This is a genomic window from Acrocarpospora pleiomorpha, from assembly GCF_009687885.1.
GTDB classification, from domain to species: domain Bacteria; phylum Actinomycetota; class Actinomycetes; order Streptosporangiales; family Streptosporangiaceae; genus Acrocarpospora; species Acrocarpospora pleiomorpha.
Genome location: NZ_BLAF01000013.1, coordinates 27,509 through 44,637, shown reverse-complemented (window position 1 = coordinate 44,637; position 17,129 = coordinate 27,509). Strand labels below are relative to the sequence as shown.

At 62.6% G+C, this 17,129-nt stretch carries 15 protein-coding genes; 4 read left to right on the top strand and 11 right to left on the bottom strand.

The features are described 5' to 3' along the window. Nucleotides 1-23: 23 nt before the first annotated feature. From Aple_RS12555 to Aple_RS12540, 5 genes are all read right to left on the bottom strand, one after another. On the bottom strand, nt 24-3,272 hold the full coding sequence (locus tag Aple_RS12555) for a pPIWI_RE module domain-containing protein (protein WP_218038285.1): 3,249 nt from the start codon (nt 3,270-3,272) through the stop codon (nt 24-26). Between the two features lie 260 nt (nt 3,273-3,532). Further along, nucleotides 3,533-3,766, bottom strand: a complete 234-nt coding sequence (locus Aple_RS53190) for a hypothetical protein (RefSeq protein ID WP_218038284.1) — start codon at nt 3,764-3,766, stop codon at nt 3,533-3,535. A 283-nt stretch (nt 3,767-4,049) separates the two neighbouring features. Then, nucleotides 4,050-5,216: an NUDIX hydrolase gene (locus Aple_RS56025; RefSeq protein WP_308805503.1), complete on the bottom strand. Its 1,167-nt coding sequence runs from the start codon at nt 5,214-5,216 to the stop codon at nt 4,050-4,052. Beyond that, entirely contained in the window at nt 5,213-5,512 is a 300-nt protein-coding gene (locus tag Aple_RS12545; RefSeq protein WP_155344729.1) for a hypothetical protein, read from the bottom strand. The genes Aple_RS56025 and Aple_RS12545 overlap by 4 nt, the downstream gene beginning before the upstream one ends. A gap of 386 nt (nt 5,513-5,898) precedes the next feature. After that, nucleotides 5,899-6,864 (bottom strand): hypothetical protein, encoded by a 966-nt coding sequence (locus Aple_RS12540; RefSeq protein WP_218038283.1) that lies wholly within the window; start codon nt 6,862-6,864, stop codon nt 5,899-5,901. Between the two features lie 668 nt (nt 6,865-7,532). Here Aple_RS12540 and Aple_RS55510 point away from each other — a divergent pair. After that, a complete protein-coding gene (locus tag Aple_RS55510) occupies nt 7,533-8,195 on the top strand; it encodes a DNA/RNA non-specific endonuclease (RefSeq protein ID WP_155344728.1) in 663 nt (220 codons plus the stop codon). Then, nucleotides 8,179-8,739, top strand: coding sequence for a hypothetical protein (locus tag Aple_RS12530; protein ID WP_155344727.1), 561 nt, complete (start codon nt 8,179-8,181; stop codon nt 8,737-8,739). Before Aple_RS55510 ends, Aple_RS12530 begins: the two co-directional genes overlap by 17 nt. Nucleotides 8,740-8,869: 130 nt before the next feature. On the opposite strand, the gene Aple_RS12525 is transcribed toward Aple_RS12530, so the two are convergent. From Aple_RS12525 to Aple_RS12510, 4 genes are all read right to left on the bottom strand, one after another. Beyond that, on the bottom strand, nt 8,870-9,172 hold the full coding sequence (locus Aple_RS12525; RefSeq protein WP_155344726.1) for an integrase core domain-containing protein: 303 nt from the start codon (nt 9,170-9,172) through the stop codon (nt 8,870-8,872). Continuing rightward, entirely contained in the window at nt 9,061-9,582 is a 522-nt protein-coding gene (locus Aple_RS12520; RefSeq protein ID WP_155344725.1) for a thiopeptide-type bacteriocin biosynthesis protein, read from the bottom strand. The genes Aple_RS12525 and Aple_RS12520 overlap by 112 nt, the downstream gene beginning before the upstream one ends. Before the next feature lie 297 nt (nt 9,583-9,879). Next, the gene (locus Aple_RS12515) at nt 9,880-10,539 is read right to left on the bottom strand and encodes a DUF4145 domain-containing protein (protein ID WP_170321431.1); all 660 of its coding nucleotides are present in this window, start codon (nt 10,537-10,539) and stop codon (nt 9,880-9,882) included. Between the two features lie 24 nt (nt 10,540-10,563). After that, a complete protein-coding gene (locus Aple_RS12510) occupies nt 10,564-11,292 on the bottom strand; it encodes a hypothetical protein (protein WP_155344723.1) in 729 nt (242 codons plus the stop codon). 32 nt (nt 11,293-11,324) lie between these two features. Between Aple_RS12510 and Aple_RS12505 the strand changes: the two genes are divergently transcribed. Both Aple_RS12505 and Aple_RS12500 read left to right on the top strand, forming a co-directional pair. Beyond that, nucleotides 11,325-11,588, top strand: a complete 264-nt coding sequence (locus Aple_RS12505) for a hypothetical protein (protein ID WP_155344722.1) — start codon at nt 11,325-11,327, stop codon at nt 11,586-11,588. A 610-nt stretch (nt 11,589-12,198) separates the two neighbouring features. Then, a complete protein-coding gene (locus tag Aple_RS12500; RefSeq protein ID WP_218038281.1) occupies nt 12,199-13,071 on the top strand; it encodes a DUF2637 domain-containing protein in 873 nt (290 codons plus the stop codon). A gap of 639 nt (nt 13,072-13,710) precedes the next feature. Here Aple_RS12500 and Aple_RS12495 read toward each other — a convergent pair. Beyond that, nucleotides 13,711-13,941, bottom strand: a complete 231-nt coding sequence (locus Aple_RS12495; RefSeq protein WP_155344720.1) for a hypothetical protein — start codon at nt 13,939-13,941, stop codon at nt 13,711-13,713. Between the two features lie 155 nt (nt 13,942-14,096). Further along, on the bottom strand, nt 14,097-17,078 hold the full coding sequence (locus Aple_RS12490) for an RNaseH domain-containing protein (RefSeq protein WP_155344719.1): 2,982 nt from the start codon (nt 17,076-17,078) through the stop codon (nt 14,097-14,099). Between the last annotated feature and the right edge of the window lie 51 nt (nt 17,079-17,129).

Here is a 17,129-nt window from a genome sequence, read left to right as displayed (position 1 = left end):
ACATGGATTTTCCGGCAGGCGCACTATCCGCCTCTCTGCCTAATGGGCGAAATGCCAGGATCTTCCCATGATATATATTTTTCGATCTGTGTGGCGAGGCTTAGCGGCCACGGCAACGTGGTCATCCAGTGGGAGTACGGCTCCGCGTTGCGGAGGTTGTGCGCTAGCGCTGCCCAATGTTCTGGACGGTCACCGTCCTGGAGCCCTGCAACAAGCAACTCGACGACCTGCTCATTCCACACCTGCGCCTTCGTGTTCATCCTAATGGACTTGCCGTTACGCTCCCCCGGCGAGAGTTTCGAGACGCTCACCGACGCGTTTACGTGTGTCGCTGGCTTGCCAGCCGTGCTGGCGAATAGCCGCGGCTCCTCTAGGTGTCGCCAAAGACCCGTAGGCTGCCCGACACCATCGCCATTGATTCCGTAACATTCTGGCGTCTCTCCGTAGTCTGCTGTGCGCACTCGCACATGCCGCAAGCCAGGCATCGTAGCGATCGGCCGCCTCGATGCGACGTCGGACCCCATGGTGTCCATGTATAGGTGGCTGTTCGTCAGGAATCCCCATACAGTCCGTAGGTTCTGTGCGTGCGTTAGCAGTAGCGTGTTGGGATGGTTCGCAACGGCGTCTTCGACTACGTCCTTGATAAACCGCGTGGTGTCGTCGATGAACCTGGTGATGTTGTTCGTGCCGTATCGCTGATCGGCGGCACCGTTATCTTGGCCGATTTCGAGTAGCCCCGAGTGCAACGGCTTCCAGCCCATCTCGGGCGTGCGCACCAACACCTGCTGGCCAGTCGGATCGGAGAGCAAAGCGACGGGTACTTGCCCCTGAAAACTTGTGCCGCTGCGGCCGTTTGGACGGAGGATCCAGATCGCCAGCAGGGCAGGGCGGTAGGTCAGCGTTTTGGATACGGGCAGCGGTAGGGCCACTGGCCGCACACCGAGTTGTCGGAACAGATCGTCGACGGCGGCCGAAATTCGCGTGCGGCTGAGTTCTCGGTCGTCGCTCAAGCCGGAGGAGCTCTGCGCGTGAAATTCTGTAGTCACGAACTGGCTGAGTCGGCCGGTGCTCGCCAATCTGCGATGCAGCATAGCTTTGAAGCCAGCGTTGTGATTTCTACCTATATCGCGATCCGGATTCGAAACCTCCATCAAGGCAATCGTTGGGTTTGTGGCCTGACCTGGTGGACCCGTGATGAGGTCGATTTGTGCCTCGACTGCCGCCTGCCTACGACGCCGATCTCCGGCGAAGTCGATGCTCGGGAAGGCCATGCGCCGCACACCAACCGACACCACCCCAAGATCTACTAGAACCTCCGCCTCGCTAAGCTCGTTTGCTTGAGGGAGCTCTAGTCCAAGCCGCGCTGCGAGGCGGTCGAGGGCATGCTGGGCGGTTGACTCGGACTCTGTGAACAACTCGACAGTCAGGCGCGGCCCGATCGCAGTGCGGAGAGCGTCCGGCGCGATGACACTTTTCGCGGCGACGGTGAGGCCTCTGTAGATCGTGCTCTTTTCCCGACGCAACGGCCCGGCTGGTCGAAGGGAGGGCGTGAGCTCGCCAACGACCCAGGACATGAGCTCAGCTCGGTCAACCACCGGCAGGCCTTCGCTGACCTTCGGCCAGGGGAGCATCCTCTTGCTATAGACCAGTGCCGTCGGATCCGGGGATCGCAGTAGCTGCGACGGTTCGGCAATTAGCTGCCTTGGATCTGGTATCTGATTGAGATACCCGGCCTGATCGAGCACCCTGGCCAACCCTCTATGCCACTGCGGCAACCAGGCGTTGCGTCCGCCCTCCAGTGGTAACCGGGCGAGCTCGATCTTGGCAGTGCCCAGATGCCGTGGAGTAGACCCGCTCAGAGAGGAGCGTGTGGGCTCGAAGTAGGCCGGATAGCGCTGGCCGAGCGTCAGTCTCCCGCGCGACGGCATCCACCGGCGGACCCCAAAGGATAGATAGATCAACAGTTCGCTGCTAAACGGCATCGTTTGCGCCGAGATGCCGATCGTTACGGAGAATGGCTCGCCGTCCTCGATCCGCTCCGGCGGCCAGGACATGAGCTCGGCGCCGTTTTTCGTCGGGCAATGCACGAAGCGCAGGTTGCCGAAAGGCATCTGAGCATCGGGCCGCGACAGCTTGGCCGCCACCTCCATCGGGATTAGGCGGGTGAGCTGTGAGAAGGGCAAGTCCGGGCTGATGCTGACCGATGACCAGTTGAGATCGTTAGGGCTGAGCTGTGACAGCGTCGATTGGATCTGCTCCGGTGCGGCCTTCTGCGCACGGACCCACGCGGTGACCAGGCGAAAGATCGCCTCTGGATTCACTGGGTTGTAGGCGAGAAGCCAGTCTTCGCTGGCGTCGTCGGTGGCATAGGGCCGTGTCACTATGCAGTCGGGAACCACAGCGCTGATAGCGTCATTCAGCGAGGCGATCGGGATGCGTGCGGGGAACTCACCACCGTCGCGGCTGGCTGTCGCCAGCAAGCGTAACGATTCCTTCCATCGTCTGGGGAAGCCCAGAGAGTAGAACTCGCGCTTGATTGGGTATTCGGGGTCAAGCCGCAGGACGGTGATGGCCAGGTGGTTGTAGCGGCGTCCGCTCTCACGCAGTCGCGCTTCCTGATAGGGGCGTGTTTCTCCAGCAGATACGGCTGCCTCATCGGATGCTTCCGAGGCCGGGGTCGCCGGCGCCCCCGCAGTGCTCGGGTCGCGTCGCCCATTGTGCGTTGTCGAACTCTCGTCGCCGCTTTTGGAACCGCGTTTCTCACTCGTAGCTCTCGACCATCGCGGGCGGTCGATCCCTAGGGCTTGAAGCTGTATGGGATGCAGTCCGAAATTCTCATCGGTCAAATCGGTTATCAAGCTGTCGGGTAGCCGCGGCATCACCCCGCTGCGTTCTCGCATCACCCACTCGTGCCAGATGAACAACCAATCGAGGGCGTTGGGCTCGGAGAACAATGCGATCCTGCGCAGCAGACTGCTGAGGGTCGCACGCTTGTCGGGTGGTAGTCGCGGTACGGAGTCAGTGCTGAAGCGCAGACTTACGGCAGAAACCGTCGAGACGTGAGGGTCCGTCTCGACTGCTCTACGCAATTCGTTCCATGAGCACTCCAGGTCGACCACACCCGGAGCATCATCTACGATGACCAGGCTCTGGACGCCCTTCGCACGGCGGCGGATCTCGATTTCATCAGCTGACGGCCGGACAGTATCAGCGGTCCCTCGCGTGGCCAGCGCCGCGCCAAAGGCCGCCGCATCACAGACCGGAACGACCATGCGCAGCCGCGTTGTCGATGGACGCGCCGACTCAACGAAGAGTGGGTACGCGGGTTGGACATTAGCTGGCCACTGCGCCCGCGCCCCCTTCAGTAGCCGGTGCAACACAGCCGACTCAACCCGCTGCTGTGCAGGGTGTTTTGCGTCCAGGGTCAACGGCTGATTGTCGTTGAGGCCTGCAATCTCATGGAGGGCCTGTACGTACGCCTCACCTGTGTAGTGGATTCTCCGCCTTACGTCGCTTTTTCGGTTGTCTCGGCTCATCGGCGCTGGGCTCCGTGCACCGCGCCGATCACGTCGCGGCTCCAGGTGCGGAGCTCTTTGAGCAGACGGAAGGCAAGCTCACCGTGAGTCGCCGGTCGTATGACCGCCATTGTCCACACTGGTATTGCGCAGAACGCCACGATGAGGATCGGGAGATGGGCGATTGCGACCACAAGCGGGCGAACCACAACCCCGGGCAGAGAAACAAGATCAACAGGCGGCACGATCATCTCCCGTTCCGCTACCCGGCCAGCGGCAATCGAGATCTGCTAGGTGCCACAGAATCGTTGCTGTTTGTGACTGCGAGAGTTATAAACCCCTTCAGCCGCCCTACTTGGAACATCAGTCCGGGAGTCCCAAAACGGCAAGGCCACGCATCCGGCCGACTGCAGTGTACCACGCGCGCTGGAGTCGGCTTGTGGCACCTTCTCCAGCCACACCGGAGTAGCAACAGCATCTCCGTGAGGGATAATCGTGACGTTTCGGCTGACGAATATACGGCGTTCCACCCCCTCAAACCATGTTCGTGGGCTGGTTCTCGCGTCTGGTCCGTTGCTGCTGCCCGGGTCGCATCATTGGCGGGTACAGGATGTGGGCTGTGCCCCTGCGGAACAATTCGGCTGGGGCTCCGGGCCGGGAGGTACGCTTTTCTTTGGTCTTCACCACAAAGCCAGTGGTGTTGCGGACCTTGCGCTGGAAGTTCTGCGGGTTGACCTTGACGCCCCACACGGCTTCGTAGACCTCGCGCAGTTCACTGATGGTGAAGTGCTTCCCGCAGAAGTCGAGCCCGACGGTGGTGTGTTCCAGCAACTGCCGGGCGCGTTCGAGCCCCTCCTGCAGGATCACGCCGTGATCGAAGGCAAGGCGGCCGCCGTTTTGCCACAGCGACTCCTCCACCTCGACCCAGTCCGCCCGGTAAGCGTCGGTCGCACCGGTCACCTCGGGCAGGTTCGGGGCGATCGCCAGGAACGCGGTCGTGACGATCCGGCCTCGGGGATCGCGCTGCGGATGTGAATAGGTGTGCAGTTGCCGCAACCGGATGCCGGAGCTGTCCAGGCCGGTCTCCTCCTTTAGTTCCCGCATCGCGGTGTCCTCCAAGGACTCGCCCGGCCGGACGAACCCACCGGGGAGGGCCAGCTTTCCGCGGAACGGGTCAGTGCCGCGTTTGACCAGCAGGACGTGCAGTCGCCCTAAGCGGATGGTGAAAATGACGATGTCGGCGGTCGGCAGTGCCGCGACCCGGGGCCGTCTGATCGGCCTTGGCCGCACGCCCGTGCCTCTGCCGATGGCGATCGCCAGATCGAGCGCGCTGACCACGGTTCCTTCGGGAACATCGATCGGGAGATCCTCCGGCGGTTCCGCGTAGAAGACGGCCAGGCCCCGCTCGCGAACACGTCCCAGTTCGTAGGCGGTGGTACGGCCGATGTATCCGCCGGGATTAACGACGTACACGAAGTCCGAAGCGAAAATCTTCTCCAGAGTCCCCGCCTGAATGGCATGGTCCGAAGACCGCGGCGGATCGGACGCGAAGCGCACGAACTCGCGTCCCGGGTTGGTGATCCAGGACATCGGTGGTGACTTCACGGCTATCCCGTTGTCCAGGAACACCTGTGCGGCTGCCAGGACGTGGGGATAGTGCTGCCGAAAGCTCCCGATCAGCGCGACGGCCGGCCGGATCACGACTGGTCCGGTGGAGTACGGCCGGGCGAGGAGGGGGGAGCCTGATCGGCGGTCCCGTCCAGCTCAGAGTTTCGGTCCGGCTGACGGACGCGGCCCAGGTCAGACTGATCCAGCGATGGCGCCTGCAGGCGACGAACGAGTTCGGCTGCGGCGAGACTCGTGCCCGTGACGACAGTGGTGATGACGGCGGGGTCGTACTGCTTGAGGACCATCAGAAACGCAAACCCGAAAACGACCCCCACGGCGATCAGGCTGACGGTGAGGCGGCTGATCGAGCGCTTGACGGGACTACCCATGAAAGCATGGTGGCAGCCGAACATCGTGGCTCGCCGATTTCGATAGCACCCAACTGACACCAATTGTGGCGTTGCCCGAGGTTGAACCAGGTGTTCGCGATAAAGAGTCAGAACGAACCAAACGGCCAGCAGTAGTCACCGATTCAGCACGCCACATATCATCGCGGCAAGATCGGTACCTTGGTTGTCGTCGAGACCTCATGAGGCTCATCCCGACTTGGTTCTCCGCTCATCGACGTGGCTTGCCGTCGGGGCCATGGCCTCTGTTGCCTGCTCATCACCGACCGCTGTCTTCCGGTCAACAGTTCAGAACGTCTCCAAAGCCGTCTACATGAGTCCAGCTATCCTCCGCTGGTCTGTCTTCAATCAAGACAGACCAGCGGCGACTATGCGGCGGTCCCGTCGGCACGGATCGGAGCCGGAAGGGTCCGTAGGCGCTCGGCGAGTTCGGTTGCTGAGGCGACCGTCGAACCGTCGAGCAGGCGTCCGAGCCGCGCCAGGCGATCGCGGGCGGTCGCTCGAAGCCGCGCCGGGGGGATGAGGTCGAGCACGCCCAGCGCGCGGCCAGCCGCCTGGTCTGGGGCGTCACGGGCTTCGGCGAGTGCGAGTACGAGGGTTGCGGCTGCCCATGCCGGTGTTTTGGCGGGTGCGGCGGCGATGGATTCGCGGGCGACCTCGGCGGCCCGGTCGAAGCGTTCGAGGGTCAGGTGGGCTTCGGCGACGTGCAGTCGATGTTCGGCGCGGTCGTACCCGAAGCGTCCCGGCAGTTCGACGGCGGATCGCATGATCTCGTCGCTCTCGCTGATGACGTTGTCGGCTTCCGGTGCCCGCTTCAGGGCGGCGAACGTGGGGAGCAGGGCCCAGCCGAGGAGTTGACCGCGGCGCAGGCCCTGGGGCGCGTGCTGGAGGCCGTATTCGGCATGCCTGCGGGCATGCTCCCAGTCCTCCCGGGCGATGGCGACCATGGCCAGCGCGCCACTGGCCCAGGCGATTAGGGGCTTCTCTTGGGTGGACTCTCCGAGGGCACTCGCCAGAGTGAGGTGGGCTCGGGCGCCGGTGCGATCGTCCAAGTGGTAGGCGAGGTTGCCGAGAAGAGCTGACAGCCAGCCGACCTGCCGCCGAATGCCTTGTGCGGTTTCGCGGTCGGCTGCGGTTACCACGGTGGAGAGCAGGCTGCGGGTCCCTTGAACCTCTTCCAGCAGGACCGCCGGAGGATGCTTGCTGTAGTTGAGGGCGTAGTGCTCCACGGCGGCTTCGGCCAGGGCGACGAGGGCTGGGGAACCTTCCGGCGCGTCCAGGACAGCCCACTGAACGGATTCGCGGATGGCGGGTAGCCCACTGGCGGTCGTCATGGATTTCCTTCGGCTGATAGTCGTCTCCTCGCGCTGGTGCTGACCGTAGTGGAGTGGAGACGAGGACGTGCAGGTGCTGCACCACAGGCAGCTTGTCGCCAGGCCGAGTTGGTCGGGGCGGGCTCCGTAAGCCCGGGAGATCATCAACCGGTACTCCTCGCCCGGCTACTCCTGCCCGTGCTCGTACCGGCAAAGCATGGCGGGCGTCAGGCCCGGTGGCAGCAGGCCGTCGGCCAAGTAGGCGGCGGCCACCTCTCGGATGGCTTGGGGTCGTGACCATCCCAGTGCCAGACGCCATGCCTCCAGGGCCGTGAGCTCCGGCAGCGCCGATCGAAGGGTGGTGACGATTCGCTCCTGGGCATGCCCGTCACGCTGGCATTGAGCACGGATCCGAGATGCCTCCCGCTGGATCTCCGCACGACGACCTCGGGTAACTCCGCCCATTGCCCGCCCCGCCATTCCGCCGAAGTTCCTGGGCCGCCCCGTCCGCATGACGCCGGACAGATATTGCGCAGTCCAGTCAATGGTCTTAGAGCGTGTTTGAGAAGTGGTGATACCGGTTGATAACGGTCGGCGTGTCATCCGGCCATACGACGTGAAGATCGCCAGCATGGTCCGGTGCCACGCCCGCGCTGTCGGATGACTATACGTATGGTGTCTGCTCCATCATGCCGCAGGACCAATGCGGTCCATCGATCAACGTCCACGTAGATACCGGCGGCCGCGGCGTCGATCTCGATCCTGGCTCTAGAAGACCACCAACGAGAGACCCGGTAACGGTCCCAGAGCCCCAGCCGGATCCGGGGCAAGGACCGGGGCGAGGACCGGGAAATGGAGGTGCTGACGACTGCCAGCCGTTCGTTAACTCCTGGGGCAGGAATAGATTCGGTCGGCCGACGGGGGCCTCGGCAATGTACTGTAATAAGCAGATTCCCGACGACGAGGAGGCCGCCAAGTATATCAAGCCGCCAGGTTGGCCCAAGAAGAACAAGCTAATAGGAAGCCAATACGAATTTGCCCGATGTCACCTCATCGCACGCCAGTTAGGTGGCGCCGGTAAGCGGGATGCCGGTAGAGACAATCTCGTGACCTGCTATCAGAAGCCGGTCAACAACGAATATATGAAGGAGATCGAAAACGATATCAGAGCCGCCGTCGAAGATGGGCAGAATATCGGCTATACGGTAATTCCTGAATACGACTCAGACCAAAGCGACAAGCCAGATCGGATCCGGATGATAGCAATATCCGGAGAAAATGATGGCTTGCATGTCAATGCATGCTTCTTAAATCAGCCGGTGGTGCAGACAAATTATGGCCAGAATTGCTGAGCTGTTCGTTATGATCGGGTCCCCGTTCAGGCAGCCGTCCCCCGTGGACTGGGCCGAGATCGAGTCGGACGTGGGACTGGAATTCCCGGACGACTACAAGCAGTGGCAGGCCCGCTACCCCGACGTGCAGGTGGATGAGTTCCTCTACATCTACCATCTGAAGAGAGGGGAGGATCTTTCCGTGCGAGAGCAGGCGCTCCGGACGTTAAGGTCCCTCCGTCACTTGGGGACGAAGCGCGATTTCATCTGGATGAGGGACGAGGACGGCGGGTCGAGGAGGGCCAGGCCATTTCCCATCTACCCTGATCGCGGCGGAGTTTACCCATGGGGGGCGACCGACAACGGCGACAAATTGCTCTGGCTTACGGATCCGGATCCGGAAAAGTGGACGGTGGTCATCACCAATGGCGGCGACTGGTGGCACTACCAGGGATCCTTTTCGGAATTCCTGGTAGGCACGCTGACCCGGGAAGTGGTATGCCCCATATTTCCCGATGATTTTCCCGAAAGCGCCAACATAGACGAGCTCGACGACGAGGAGTAAGCGGCCGCTGCTGACTGATCACGCGCGCTGCGCCTGGGGATCGCGATCGTCCATGATGCCGTAGGTGGATGCCCGGAATAGGAACGAAGCCCACGACCGGTAGGTGCGGGGTCCGAGAATCCGTCTTCAGTCAGGCGACCTGCGAGTATTCGTTGATCAGTCCGCCGAGGACCTGGCGCCGGGCAACGTGTGCCTGGTCCAAACTGATCACTTCAGAGCGCGGGTCTGGCGGGCGTTGGTGCAGGGATCGGTGCGGCCGATGACGGTTATAGAGCTGGACGTACTCGGCCAGGACCGTCCGCAGGTGCCGTTCGCTGAAGATCAGCATGCGGTTGGTGCATTCGCGGCGTACTGTGCCCACCCAGCGTTCGGCATAGCAGTTGGCGACGGGCGCCAGCGCGAGGAAACCCCATCGGATTCGTGACGATCGCATGCCCGGCGGGAGTGCGCCCCGCCACATCCTCGGTGGCGAGGCGTTCTGCGCATCCAACAGGAGGCTCGCCCCCGGTCTACGGCCCTACTCCCGGCAAGGGCTTCGTGAACGCCGGGTTGGGCCAGGCGTACGGCTTGGTCGTAGATGGCCCGGTCCGGTGGGGAGGGGTCGGCTTGGGTGTGGCTGATCAGCCAGCGCATCGCCGTGTCGGCATCACCGAGGAAGGCGGCGGCGATGTCGAGCAGGCTGGCGGCGGTCATGGCGCGCAGGTCGGGCCCCACCCGGGAGGTGATCGCCGTCAACTGGATGAGGGCGGTGGCCGAGTCGGCCGCGAAGTACGCCTCGGCCGCGTCCATGGCGGCCGGGCCGCCGAAGCGGGCGGTCTCCGGGAAGTAGGTGTCCCACTGCACGCGTGCCGTGAGGCCCCTGCAACGGGAGGTGCAACGCCCGGGTGCAACGGGGGTGCCACGAGGATCTGACCTGTAGCACCCTCGCCCGTTGCACCCCCTCCCCTCCGCGAGGGTGCAATGCGTGGCACCCTCCGGCCGCTCCCGGGCGGGAGGTTGGAGGGAGGGTTACAGGTCAGAGGGGGTGCCACGGTTTCTGGCACCCCTCCGTGGCACCCGTGGCAGCAAGATCAAAATTCTCGAGCGCGCATCCCACGCGCAGCTTTACGCGCGCGCGAACCTGGCCTTGGGGGGTGCCGATCAGGGGGATCTCCGGGCCTGACGCGCGGCACGCAGGGCTGCACGCTGCGCAGGTTGGACATACAAGATGATCGCCGCCTCTTCAATCAGGTTTGCCACATCGGCGACCTCATTCGAGGCATAGATGAGCCCATCGTGAATGCTGTCATTGCCGAGCATTCGGGCCTCATGTAGGGACTGGACGACCTCAGGATCGAGCCCGCCAGCCTTTAGGCTCTCGATCCGGTCATACAGGGTTCGGCCAGCGGCACCCCGATCCTTGCACAGCTCCTCGACAGTGCCGCGATACATCGCCGCTGCCCCTCGCATCGCTCCTGCCGCCTCGCACACGCTTCCTTCGAGGAAAAGGCTACGAATCGCTGCGGGCACCGACTGATCCAGGTCTCTCGGTTGCTTGAGCGGCCACGTCTGTCGGACCTTTACTGGTGGACGGGGCCCCATTCCCTCCTCGTAGATCAGCTGCTCCACTGTGGCGCCGTCGCAGAAGTTGCATTCCCATGCCTCGTCGATCACGAATGCCTCAGACGGGAATCCTTGGAATTCACGAGGACGTGGGTGGAGGAGCCGGGTAAATCGCCGGGTGAAGTTGCTGTGCGTGTTGCAGTGGCCGCAATAGCCCTTGCGGGTTGGTGCCATCAGGTCGGATGGTGGGCTGTTCACGCTTCAGGACTATTGCATACCGGCTCAATCTGGTGCGAACGAAAGAGCCGCCCGTCCCCAGGACGGCGGGCCAGTCATGCGGGAGGCGGGCATCAGCCGGTCCAGGCCGATGTTGCTGTTGCGTCGGCCGTACCGGAGCGTCTCGGACTGCACGACCGCGCGGACCTCCTGGCCGCCGATGAACACCCGGACCTCGTTCACGCTCGGGGAGCTCCCCGAGCTGCTCGCCGCGGCGGTGCTCCGGTGACCCGGGCCGACGAGCGCGGGCGCCATCCGAGACCCATGCGAGCCCGAACGGGTGAGCCGGTTGGCGATGCGCTGGGACGCGGCGTCGAGCTCGGGGAGCGCTCGGTCCATCCCGGCGGCGATACCGGCCACGGTCATGGCTCCGGAGTAGCGGATCTCCGGGAGCTGACTCGGGGACTTGATCTTGAGCGACTTCTTGATGCTCGCGTACATGGTCTTCGCCAGGCTGGCCATGGTCTTGTCGAGCTGCGTCAGCTCCGTCTTCAGCCCGGCCAGGAAGCCCGCACCCGCGTTCTTCCCTGCGTCGTAGAGAGCGTCCGAGCCGGTCGTCCCGAGCGAGCTCGCGGCCTTGCCGATGCTGGTCTGGACGGTGCTGATCTGGCGGAAGGTGCTGGCATCGGTGGCCAGCAGCATCTCCCCGTACGCGAGGCCTTGTTCCGGTCCCATGTCCAGGACCTGCCGGAGGAGCGACCCGGACAGCCCTCTGGACTTCAGCTTCTTGATCACATTCGTGAAGCGGGTCAGATCGGACAGCTTTCATGTTCAAGCCCTGCCGGATCTGGCTCGCGTTCGTGGGGCCGGCCAGCGAGCCCAACCCGGCGAACCCCTTCGCCGACGTGGTGACCCCGGCCGCGTACTGGCGTGCTTCCGCGATCGTCTCTTTGAGCACAGCCCGCCGGTCAGCCACGTCGGCGAGCCGTGCGGCGCGGGCGAAGCTCCTGCCCATGTCGTCGGCGAGGCGCCGGAGCTGGGCGGAGGTGACCATGGTTCCGCCGATCTTCACCTCCCCGCCCGAGGCGTAGTGGGTCCGGCCGACCATGCCGCCGTCCGCGTACCTGTCCGCGTTAATGGCCTCGACCAGGCCTCGATCGGCACTCTCGGACTCTTGCCGCCATGGTGTCCCCAGAGCTGATTCCGCTTCTGAGGGCCTACTTATCTCTGGCGAGCACACCCGAAGCGGAACAACGCATCGCGCAAGAGAAGGCCGTGCTCGTAGAACGAGGGGAACCAACAAGTCGCCTTCGGATCAACCTGCGACACGAGATCGCGGCTGAGCTCCATGCGGCGATTGAGAGCAAGGTCGGAAAGCGACAGTGACCCGCGAAGTATCAGAGCAGTATCAGGGAGTCGTTTTAGGGCGAACATGAGAACGTCCCGAATCTGTGACCTGCACATAGTCGGGACTGATCTGGTGTCCGAGGGGGGACTTGAACCGTTCGCCCATCTCCTGAGCAGCACTGATGCTCCATGGCTGGACATCTCATGCCCGGAATAGGCGCGCAGGGAGGCGATGCCCGCACCCACTTCAATGAGATCGGCCCTCACTCCGCGGTACACGCCCATGCCGGGAAAGTACAGCAACCGCCAGCCCAGGGCCTTCAGCAGACAATCTCAGCTGCGCCTAGGACAGCGGTGGTAAAGGGGCAGGGCCTTGGTGATTGCCACACCGAACCCTTTCCTGAATCCCGGCAACCTGAACACGCCATGCGCCGCCCCTCCACGCTGGCAATTGCCGGGGAGGTGGTGTCGATCGAAGGGGCTTGGGTAGAGCGTGCCCAGCGAGATCAGGCTGGGGACCGGATCATCCTCGGCTTTGCGGTGGCCGTCCTGCTGGCGGTCGCCGGAGCTGCCGCCTACGTCTCGTACCACCACTTCTACGGTCTGGCGATAGCTCTCGGTGAGCGGCACGACATGGCCATCCTGTATCCGGCGATGTCCGACGGCGTGATCGTCATGGCCTCGCTGGTAATGGTCTACTGCTCGCGCCGCCGGCTACGTGTGCCAGTGCTGGCGTGGGTGGCACTTGCATTGGGCGGGGCAGTGACGCTGGCGGCGAACGTGGCGCACGGCTGGTCCGGCGGACTCGGATCGCGCCTGGTCAGCGCTTTGGCACCGCTGGCCTTCGCGGGCGCGTACGAACTGCTCATGTGGATCGTCCGGAACACCCGGCAACCGTCCATCGAGACGCTGGCCGAAGACCACATGTGCCAGCCCGCCCAGACTCTCGTCGAGGTGGAACGAGTGATGCCGGTGCTGCCCACCGACCGGTACGAGGCGGCGCGGCTCACTTATATCGAGAGCCTCAGTGAAGGCAATCATCGGGTCGGCCGACGCCCGCTGATGAGCCGGTGGGGACTGGAACAGCGTGAGGCCCAGGAGATCATCGCCGAGGTGGAGAAGGAGCGGGCCCACGCCATCGAGGCGAAGAGTGTCGAGGTGGCCGATTCGGAAAGTGTCGTGCCGCCGCTGGGAGGTCCTCGTTCGACCGGCACGAGCGCGGCCTGAGGCGGGTAGTGAAGGACATCGGTAACGGGGGGTCTGGTCGTCCTCCAGCCGTCCAGCTCGATCATCGGGCGGTCTCCCATCTTGAAACGATCAAGGTTCTGGGTCGCGATAAGGCATTTATCGCGACCCAGGATTGGCGCCAAAATCAGTTTGGGGTCCGCGGGGCATGGGCGCGTGCAGCTGAACACCACTTGTGACAGATGATTCGTACGTCCGAAGCAACGGCATCATTCGTGTGGATATGTCACCGACAAGCAAGAGATCCTCCTTCCTCAATGGAAAAGGTGACGCCACGTAACATTTCCGCTTTGGACAAAAGCGATCTGGTATGTGAGGTGGTGGGGCGCCAGGGATTCGAATCCTGAACCTACGGATTAAAGTCGGCAATCTTAGTGTCGTCCAATACCGTAAGCTATCCATTTATATTTGACCGTCCGGATTCGCCGCTGTTAAAATCCCCGCTTGTGGTGCGCGAATGTTGCCCCGTATCGCGTGCCGATGAGCAACCGCATCACCCGCTCTGCCCGGCACAGGGAGCTGATTCGTGAAGGCAGCGATCGGAGCAAGCCCCACAGCCATGTGCTGACGTAGGGAAGGAAACGGCGTGCGCGGTGAACGTCGCGCAGACATCGTGATGCCTTAGGACATTCTCTCTGTCGAGACCAGCACGTGGACCTTGGCCTGAGGGTCGGCCTGCTTGGACTTGAGCCACTCGACGAAGGGCCTGACGGCGTTGTAGATGACCGTGAGGTTATGGACGGTTACCTTGATGGCCGCCGCCGTCCGACGCACCTCGTGGGCCATCTGCTCGGCGTTGTCGGCGATGAGCCGGGCGTCCGTGACGAGGTTGACCGTGAGCTGGCGGTTCATGTGCAACTTCCAACTGGGTACGCAGTGAACCCTGACCAGTGAGCGTCATCTGGGTCTTTAGAGTCGAGGTTCTGGCAGTCCCCTCATCATCCCGCACCGCCGGCCCCGTGTCGGGGCGTCATGGCAGGGCGAAGGTCGATGGTTCTCCGGACGGCTCAGGCTTCGCTGCCGAAGTTCTCGCCCGTCGCGTCCGCAAGGATCTTCTGAGCGTCAGCATCCTTGGGAACGGAGCGGCGGAACTGTGGGTGGTCAAGGTCCATCTGGAGCGCCGCATGCAGAGGTGCCGGGTAACGGGTGCGGTCAGACCACGACAGAGCATGGTGACTTAAGCGAGCGGTGGCGACAGCGAGGGCTGCGCGGTCGAAATCGGGCTGCGTGTACATAGGGGTGATCTCGCGGGTGGTCATCGCGTACCACGGCGAGTTCAACTCGTTCTCTTTGCGCTCGTCAGCCCTATCTGAAGCCTTACCCGCCTCTGCGCGCCAGCGACTCTTGTACTGGCCGTGTCGCTTCTTCCCGTAGTTTCGGGGCTCGGTGTAGAGGAACCATGAGTGACCTTCTGGGCGATCGGCCGGATAATAGAGGTCGCTGGAGGTCTTGATAACTTTTTCAGTGCCGTTTTTCTGTTTCACTGTGACATAGGCTAGGCGGGGTAGTTCCTCCTGCGCGCAGTTGATGCGGATGATGCTAGCTGGTTTCTCATCGACGGACAGGCCGGTACCCGGGAGCCACAGTCGCGGGTCGTCGGGGTCCGGTTGGCGGCCCTGTTTGTTGTTGTGCAGACCGGGCCAGACACGACGGCAGGCGTGGCCATCAAGGAGCAGAGCGTAGGGGAGACCATCGAGCTCGTCGGCGAGATCTTGAAGTGCGAGTTTCACATCATGGCCAGCCTGAGTCCATCGCTGGAACTCATTTTCCGCATCAGCCCTGTGTGGTGGGTAGTTCGAGGCGTGGAAGCGAGCTTGGGCGATGGGGTAGTGCTCCCAATAGGGGTGCAGGTTACTCCAGCCCAACATGCGCCATGCGCCATGTGGCTCGACCGAGGGAATGATTGCTGTGGCGCAGACGATGCGCTTGGGCTCGCCCTTGTACCGAAACTCGGTGGCTTGCTTCCGAATGTGGATGCCGCACCAAGCCAGCCGTGCAAGCGGGTAAGCATCGTCCGGAGAGTAGAGGGCGTCTTCAAAACGGTCGTCGATGATGCCGCAGGACCGATAGATGTCTAGAAGCCCCATGAATACGCGGTGGTCCTCGTAGGCCTTCTGCGGGACGGTGCGTATCTTGATCCCATTCAAACCGTCATGGTAGCGACCGATGAGGTACTGGGTAGGCATATCGGATTGCGCCATGGTTCGCTTAGACTGAAATTTCGCGTCGTTATCGTCCAACTCTTTCTCGAGTTGGTCCGGTTTCATGCCCTGGTGCTCCTCGCCGCGGGTGGGGACCTCGGTCTCGCACCAAGCCGCTAAGAGCACACCTAGTTCGCCGTAAGAGTCGAGGATGGCCTGTGTTTCGCCAGCCCGATTGATGTTGGGCCCGTGGGCCAAAAGCGCCTCAGCAAAGTGGAAGACAACTTCCACTCCAGGGGCGAGAGCGACGATGTCGCCATCGGCTGGGTCTAAGGTGGACGGGTCGATTCCGTACGAATGTGCTAGACCGTGGAGCATGCGCATGCGAGTCTGATCGAGATACCAAAGGCATGTGAACCGCAGTGTTTTATATCCTGCGGCCTCGATCGAACGCTGGACGCTGGCAGGAGATGGGAGTCCAACCAGATCGAGGTAGTCTCCGCTGTTCTTTTTTGTCTTCTTTTCTGCATCTGTGATTACTTCGAAGGCCCGTGGCGTGAAGATGCTTCCGCTGGACTTCAGTTCCAGCAAACGTACGGAATCACCGAAGGCTCTTTGAATGTGCTTGTGGAGTAGCTCAAGGTGATAAATGCCGGCGCCGGTTCCAACCGGAAACCACCTCGGCGTTTTGGGCACCGTGGGCCGCACCGTGCCGGGCGGTGGAGTGAGGATTTGGAGACGGTTGCCGTTCTCATCCCGCATGTTCCAGAGTTCCTGCTCACGATGGGTTCGATCTTCCAGCGCTTTGAGAGAGGATCGCTCGGCGTCCAGTTTGGCGAGGATCTCCAGCGCGTAGGCGTTGGTCTGCCTGAGACCCCGCCCGTCCAAGGTGACCTGTAGCAAGGGACGCTCTTGGCCTTGGTCGACCAGGGCTGTACGAGCATGGATGAGTGTGTTGTTGACGCGGCGCACATGTGCGTCGGTGTTGAGGATCGGGTGATCGACGGCGGTGTAGGTGGCCATTTTGATCGACAGGCGGGACATCGCGTATTGGACCTGACTGGGCTTGGGATTGCTCGGCCAGTCCCGGGTGATGTCGTCTTGCTCGATGGGGTGACCACGGCCAACGAAGGGAGGGCCGATTGGGTAATCCCAGGCGATAAGGCTGCCGTCACTCGCGGGCCGGTACCTTACTTCCGCAAGAGCACCTTCGCTGTTATCGAGCTCCCACCCGGCGAACTTTTCTTTGACCTCTCCCTCGTCGTTCTTGTACTCTGCGGTGATCTTTTTCGTAGCCTGATCAACGAAGGGAACGGCCGCGAGACGTTTCGCGACTAGCCATTTCACTGCTTCATATGCCCATGCGGGCGGATTGGCAACGCCCTCTTCGGTTTTGGCGAGAATGTACTCGGCCAGAGGCAACCGCTGCGCTGGCGTGGCAGCGATCCGGTCGGCGACGCGAGAGGTAACAGTGAAAGGAATCTCGTCGAGCGGCACCTTGGAGACTATGCCTTCGAGGAACGTGAAAACTTTCTTGAGGATCTTTGGCTGGACCTCTGCCAGGGTAACCATGAAGCGCAAGCCGCGGTCGAGATAAACGTACCCATCGGTGTACTGCTGGAGAACGGTAACAACGATGGAGTAAGGGATTAGGAAGACGTCTTCCTCACGTTCCCCTCGGATCGCCTTCTTGTTCTTCCGAGCGATGTCTCCCAGCGCCCGCCAGGCGTTCTGGGTGTCCTTATCGAACTCCCAAACTACCGCGCTCATCCCGTCGAGCAACTTGGGGGTGCAGTGGATCGCAGTGGTGTGCGCGGTCAAATCGCGTGCGGTGGCGCGTCGCCCCATTGTGGGTTACCTCTCTTTTCGTCGTGTCGCCGGGTGCGGTGCAAGGAGCGA

Bases quoted from the DNA above. Each gene is read 5' to 3' on its own strand.
- Aple_RS53190 (WP_218038284.1), bottom strand. From the start codon at position 3,766: ATGATCGTGCCGCCTGTTGATCTTGTTTCTCTGCCCGGGGTTGTGGTT.
- Aple_RS12555 (WP_218038285.1), bottom strand. From the start codon at position 3,272: ATGGTCGTTCCGGTCTGTGATGCGGCGGCCTTTGGCGCGGCGCTGGCC.
- Aple_RS12495 (WP_155344720.1), bottom strand. From the start codon at position 13,941: ATGAACCGCCAGCTCACGGTCAACCTCGTCACGGACGCCCGGCTCATC.
- Aple_RS12540 (WP_218038283.1), bottom strand. From the start codon at position 6,864: ATGACGACCGCCAGTGGGCTACCCGCCATCCGCGAATCCGTTCAGTGG.
- Aple_RS12525 (WP_155344726.1), bottom strand. From the start codon at position 9,172: ATGCGATCGTCACGAATCCGATGGGGTTTCCTCGCGCTGGCGCCCGTC.
- Aple_RS12490 (WP_155344719.1), bottom strand. From the start codon at position 17,078: ATGGGGCGACGCGCCACCGCACGCGATTTGACCGCGCACACCACTGCG.
- Aple_RS12530 (WP_155344727.1), top strand. From the start codon at position 8,179: ATGGCCAGAATTGCTGAGCTGTTCGTTATGATCGGGTCCCCGTTCAGG.
- Aple_RS12505 (WP_155344722.1), top strand. From the start codon at position 11,325: ATGTTCAAGCCCTGCCGGATCTGGCTCGCGTTCGTGGGGCCGGCCAGC.
- Aple_RS55510 (WP_155344728.1), top strand. From the start codon at position 7,533: ATGCCGCAGGACCAATGCGGTCCATCGATCAACGTCCACGTAGATACC.
- Aple_RS12545 (WP_155344729.1), bottom strand. From the start codon at position 5,512: ATGGGTAGTCCCGTCAAGCGCTCGATCAGCCGCCTCACCGTCAGCCTG.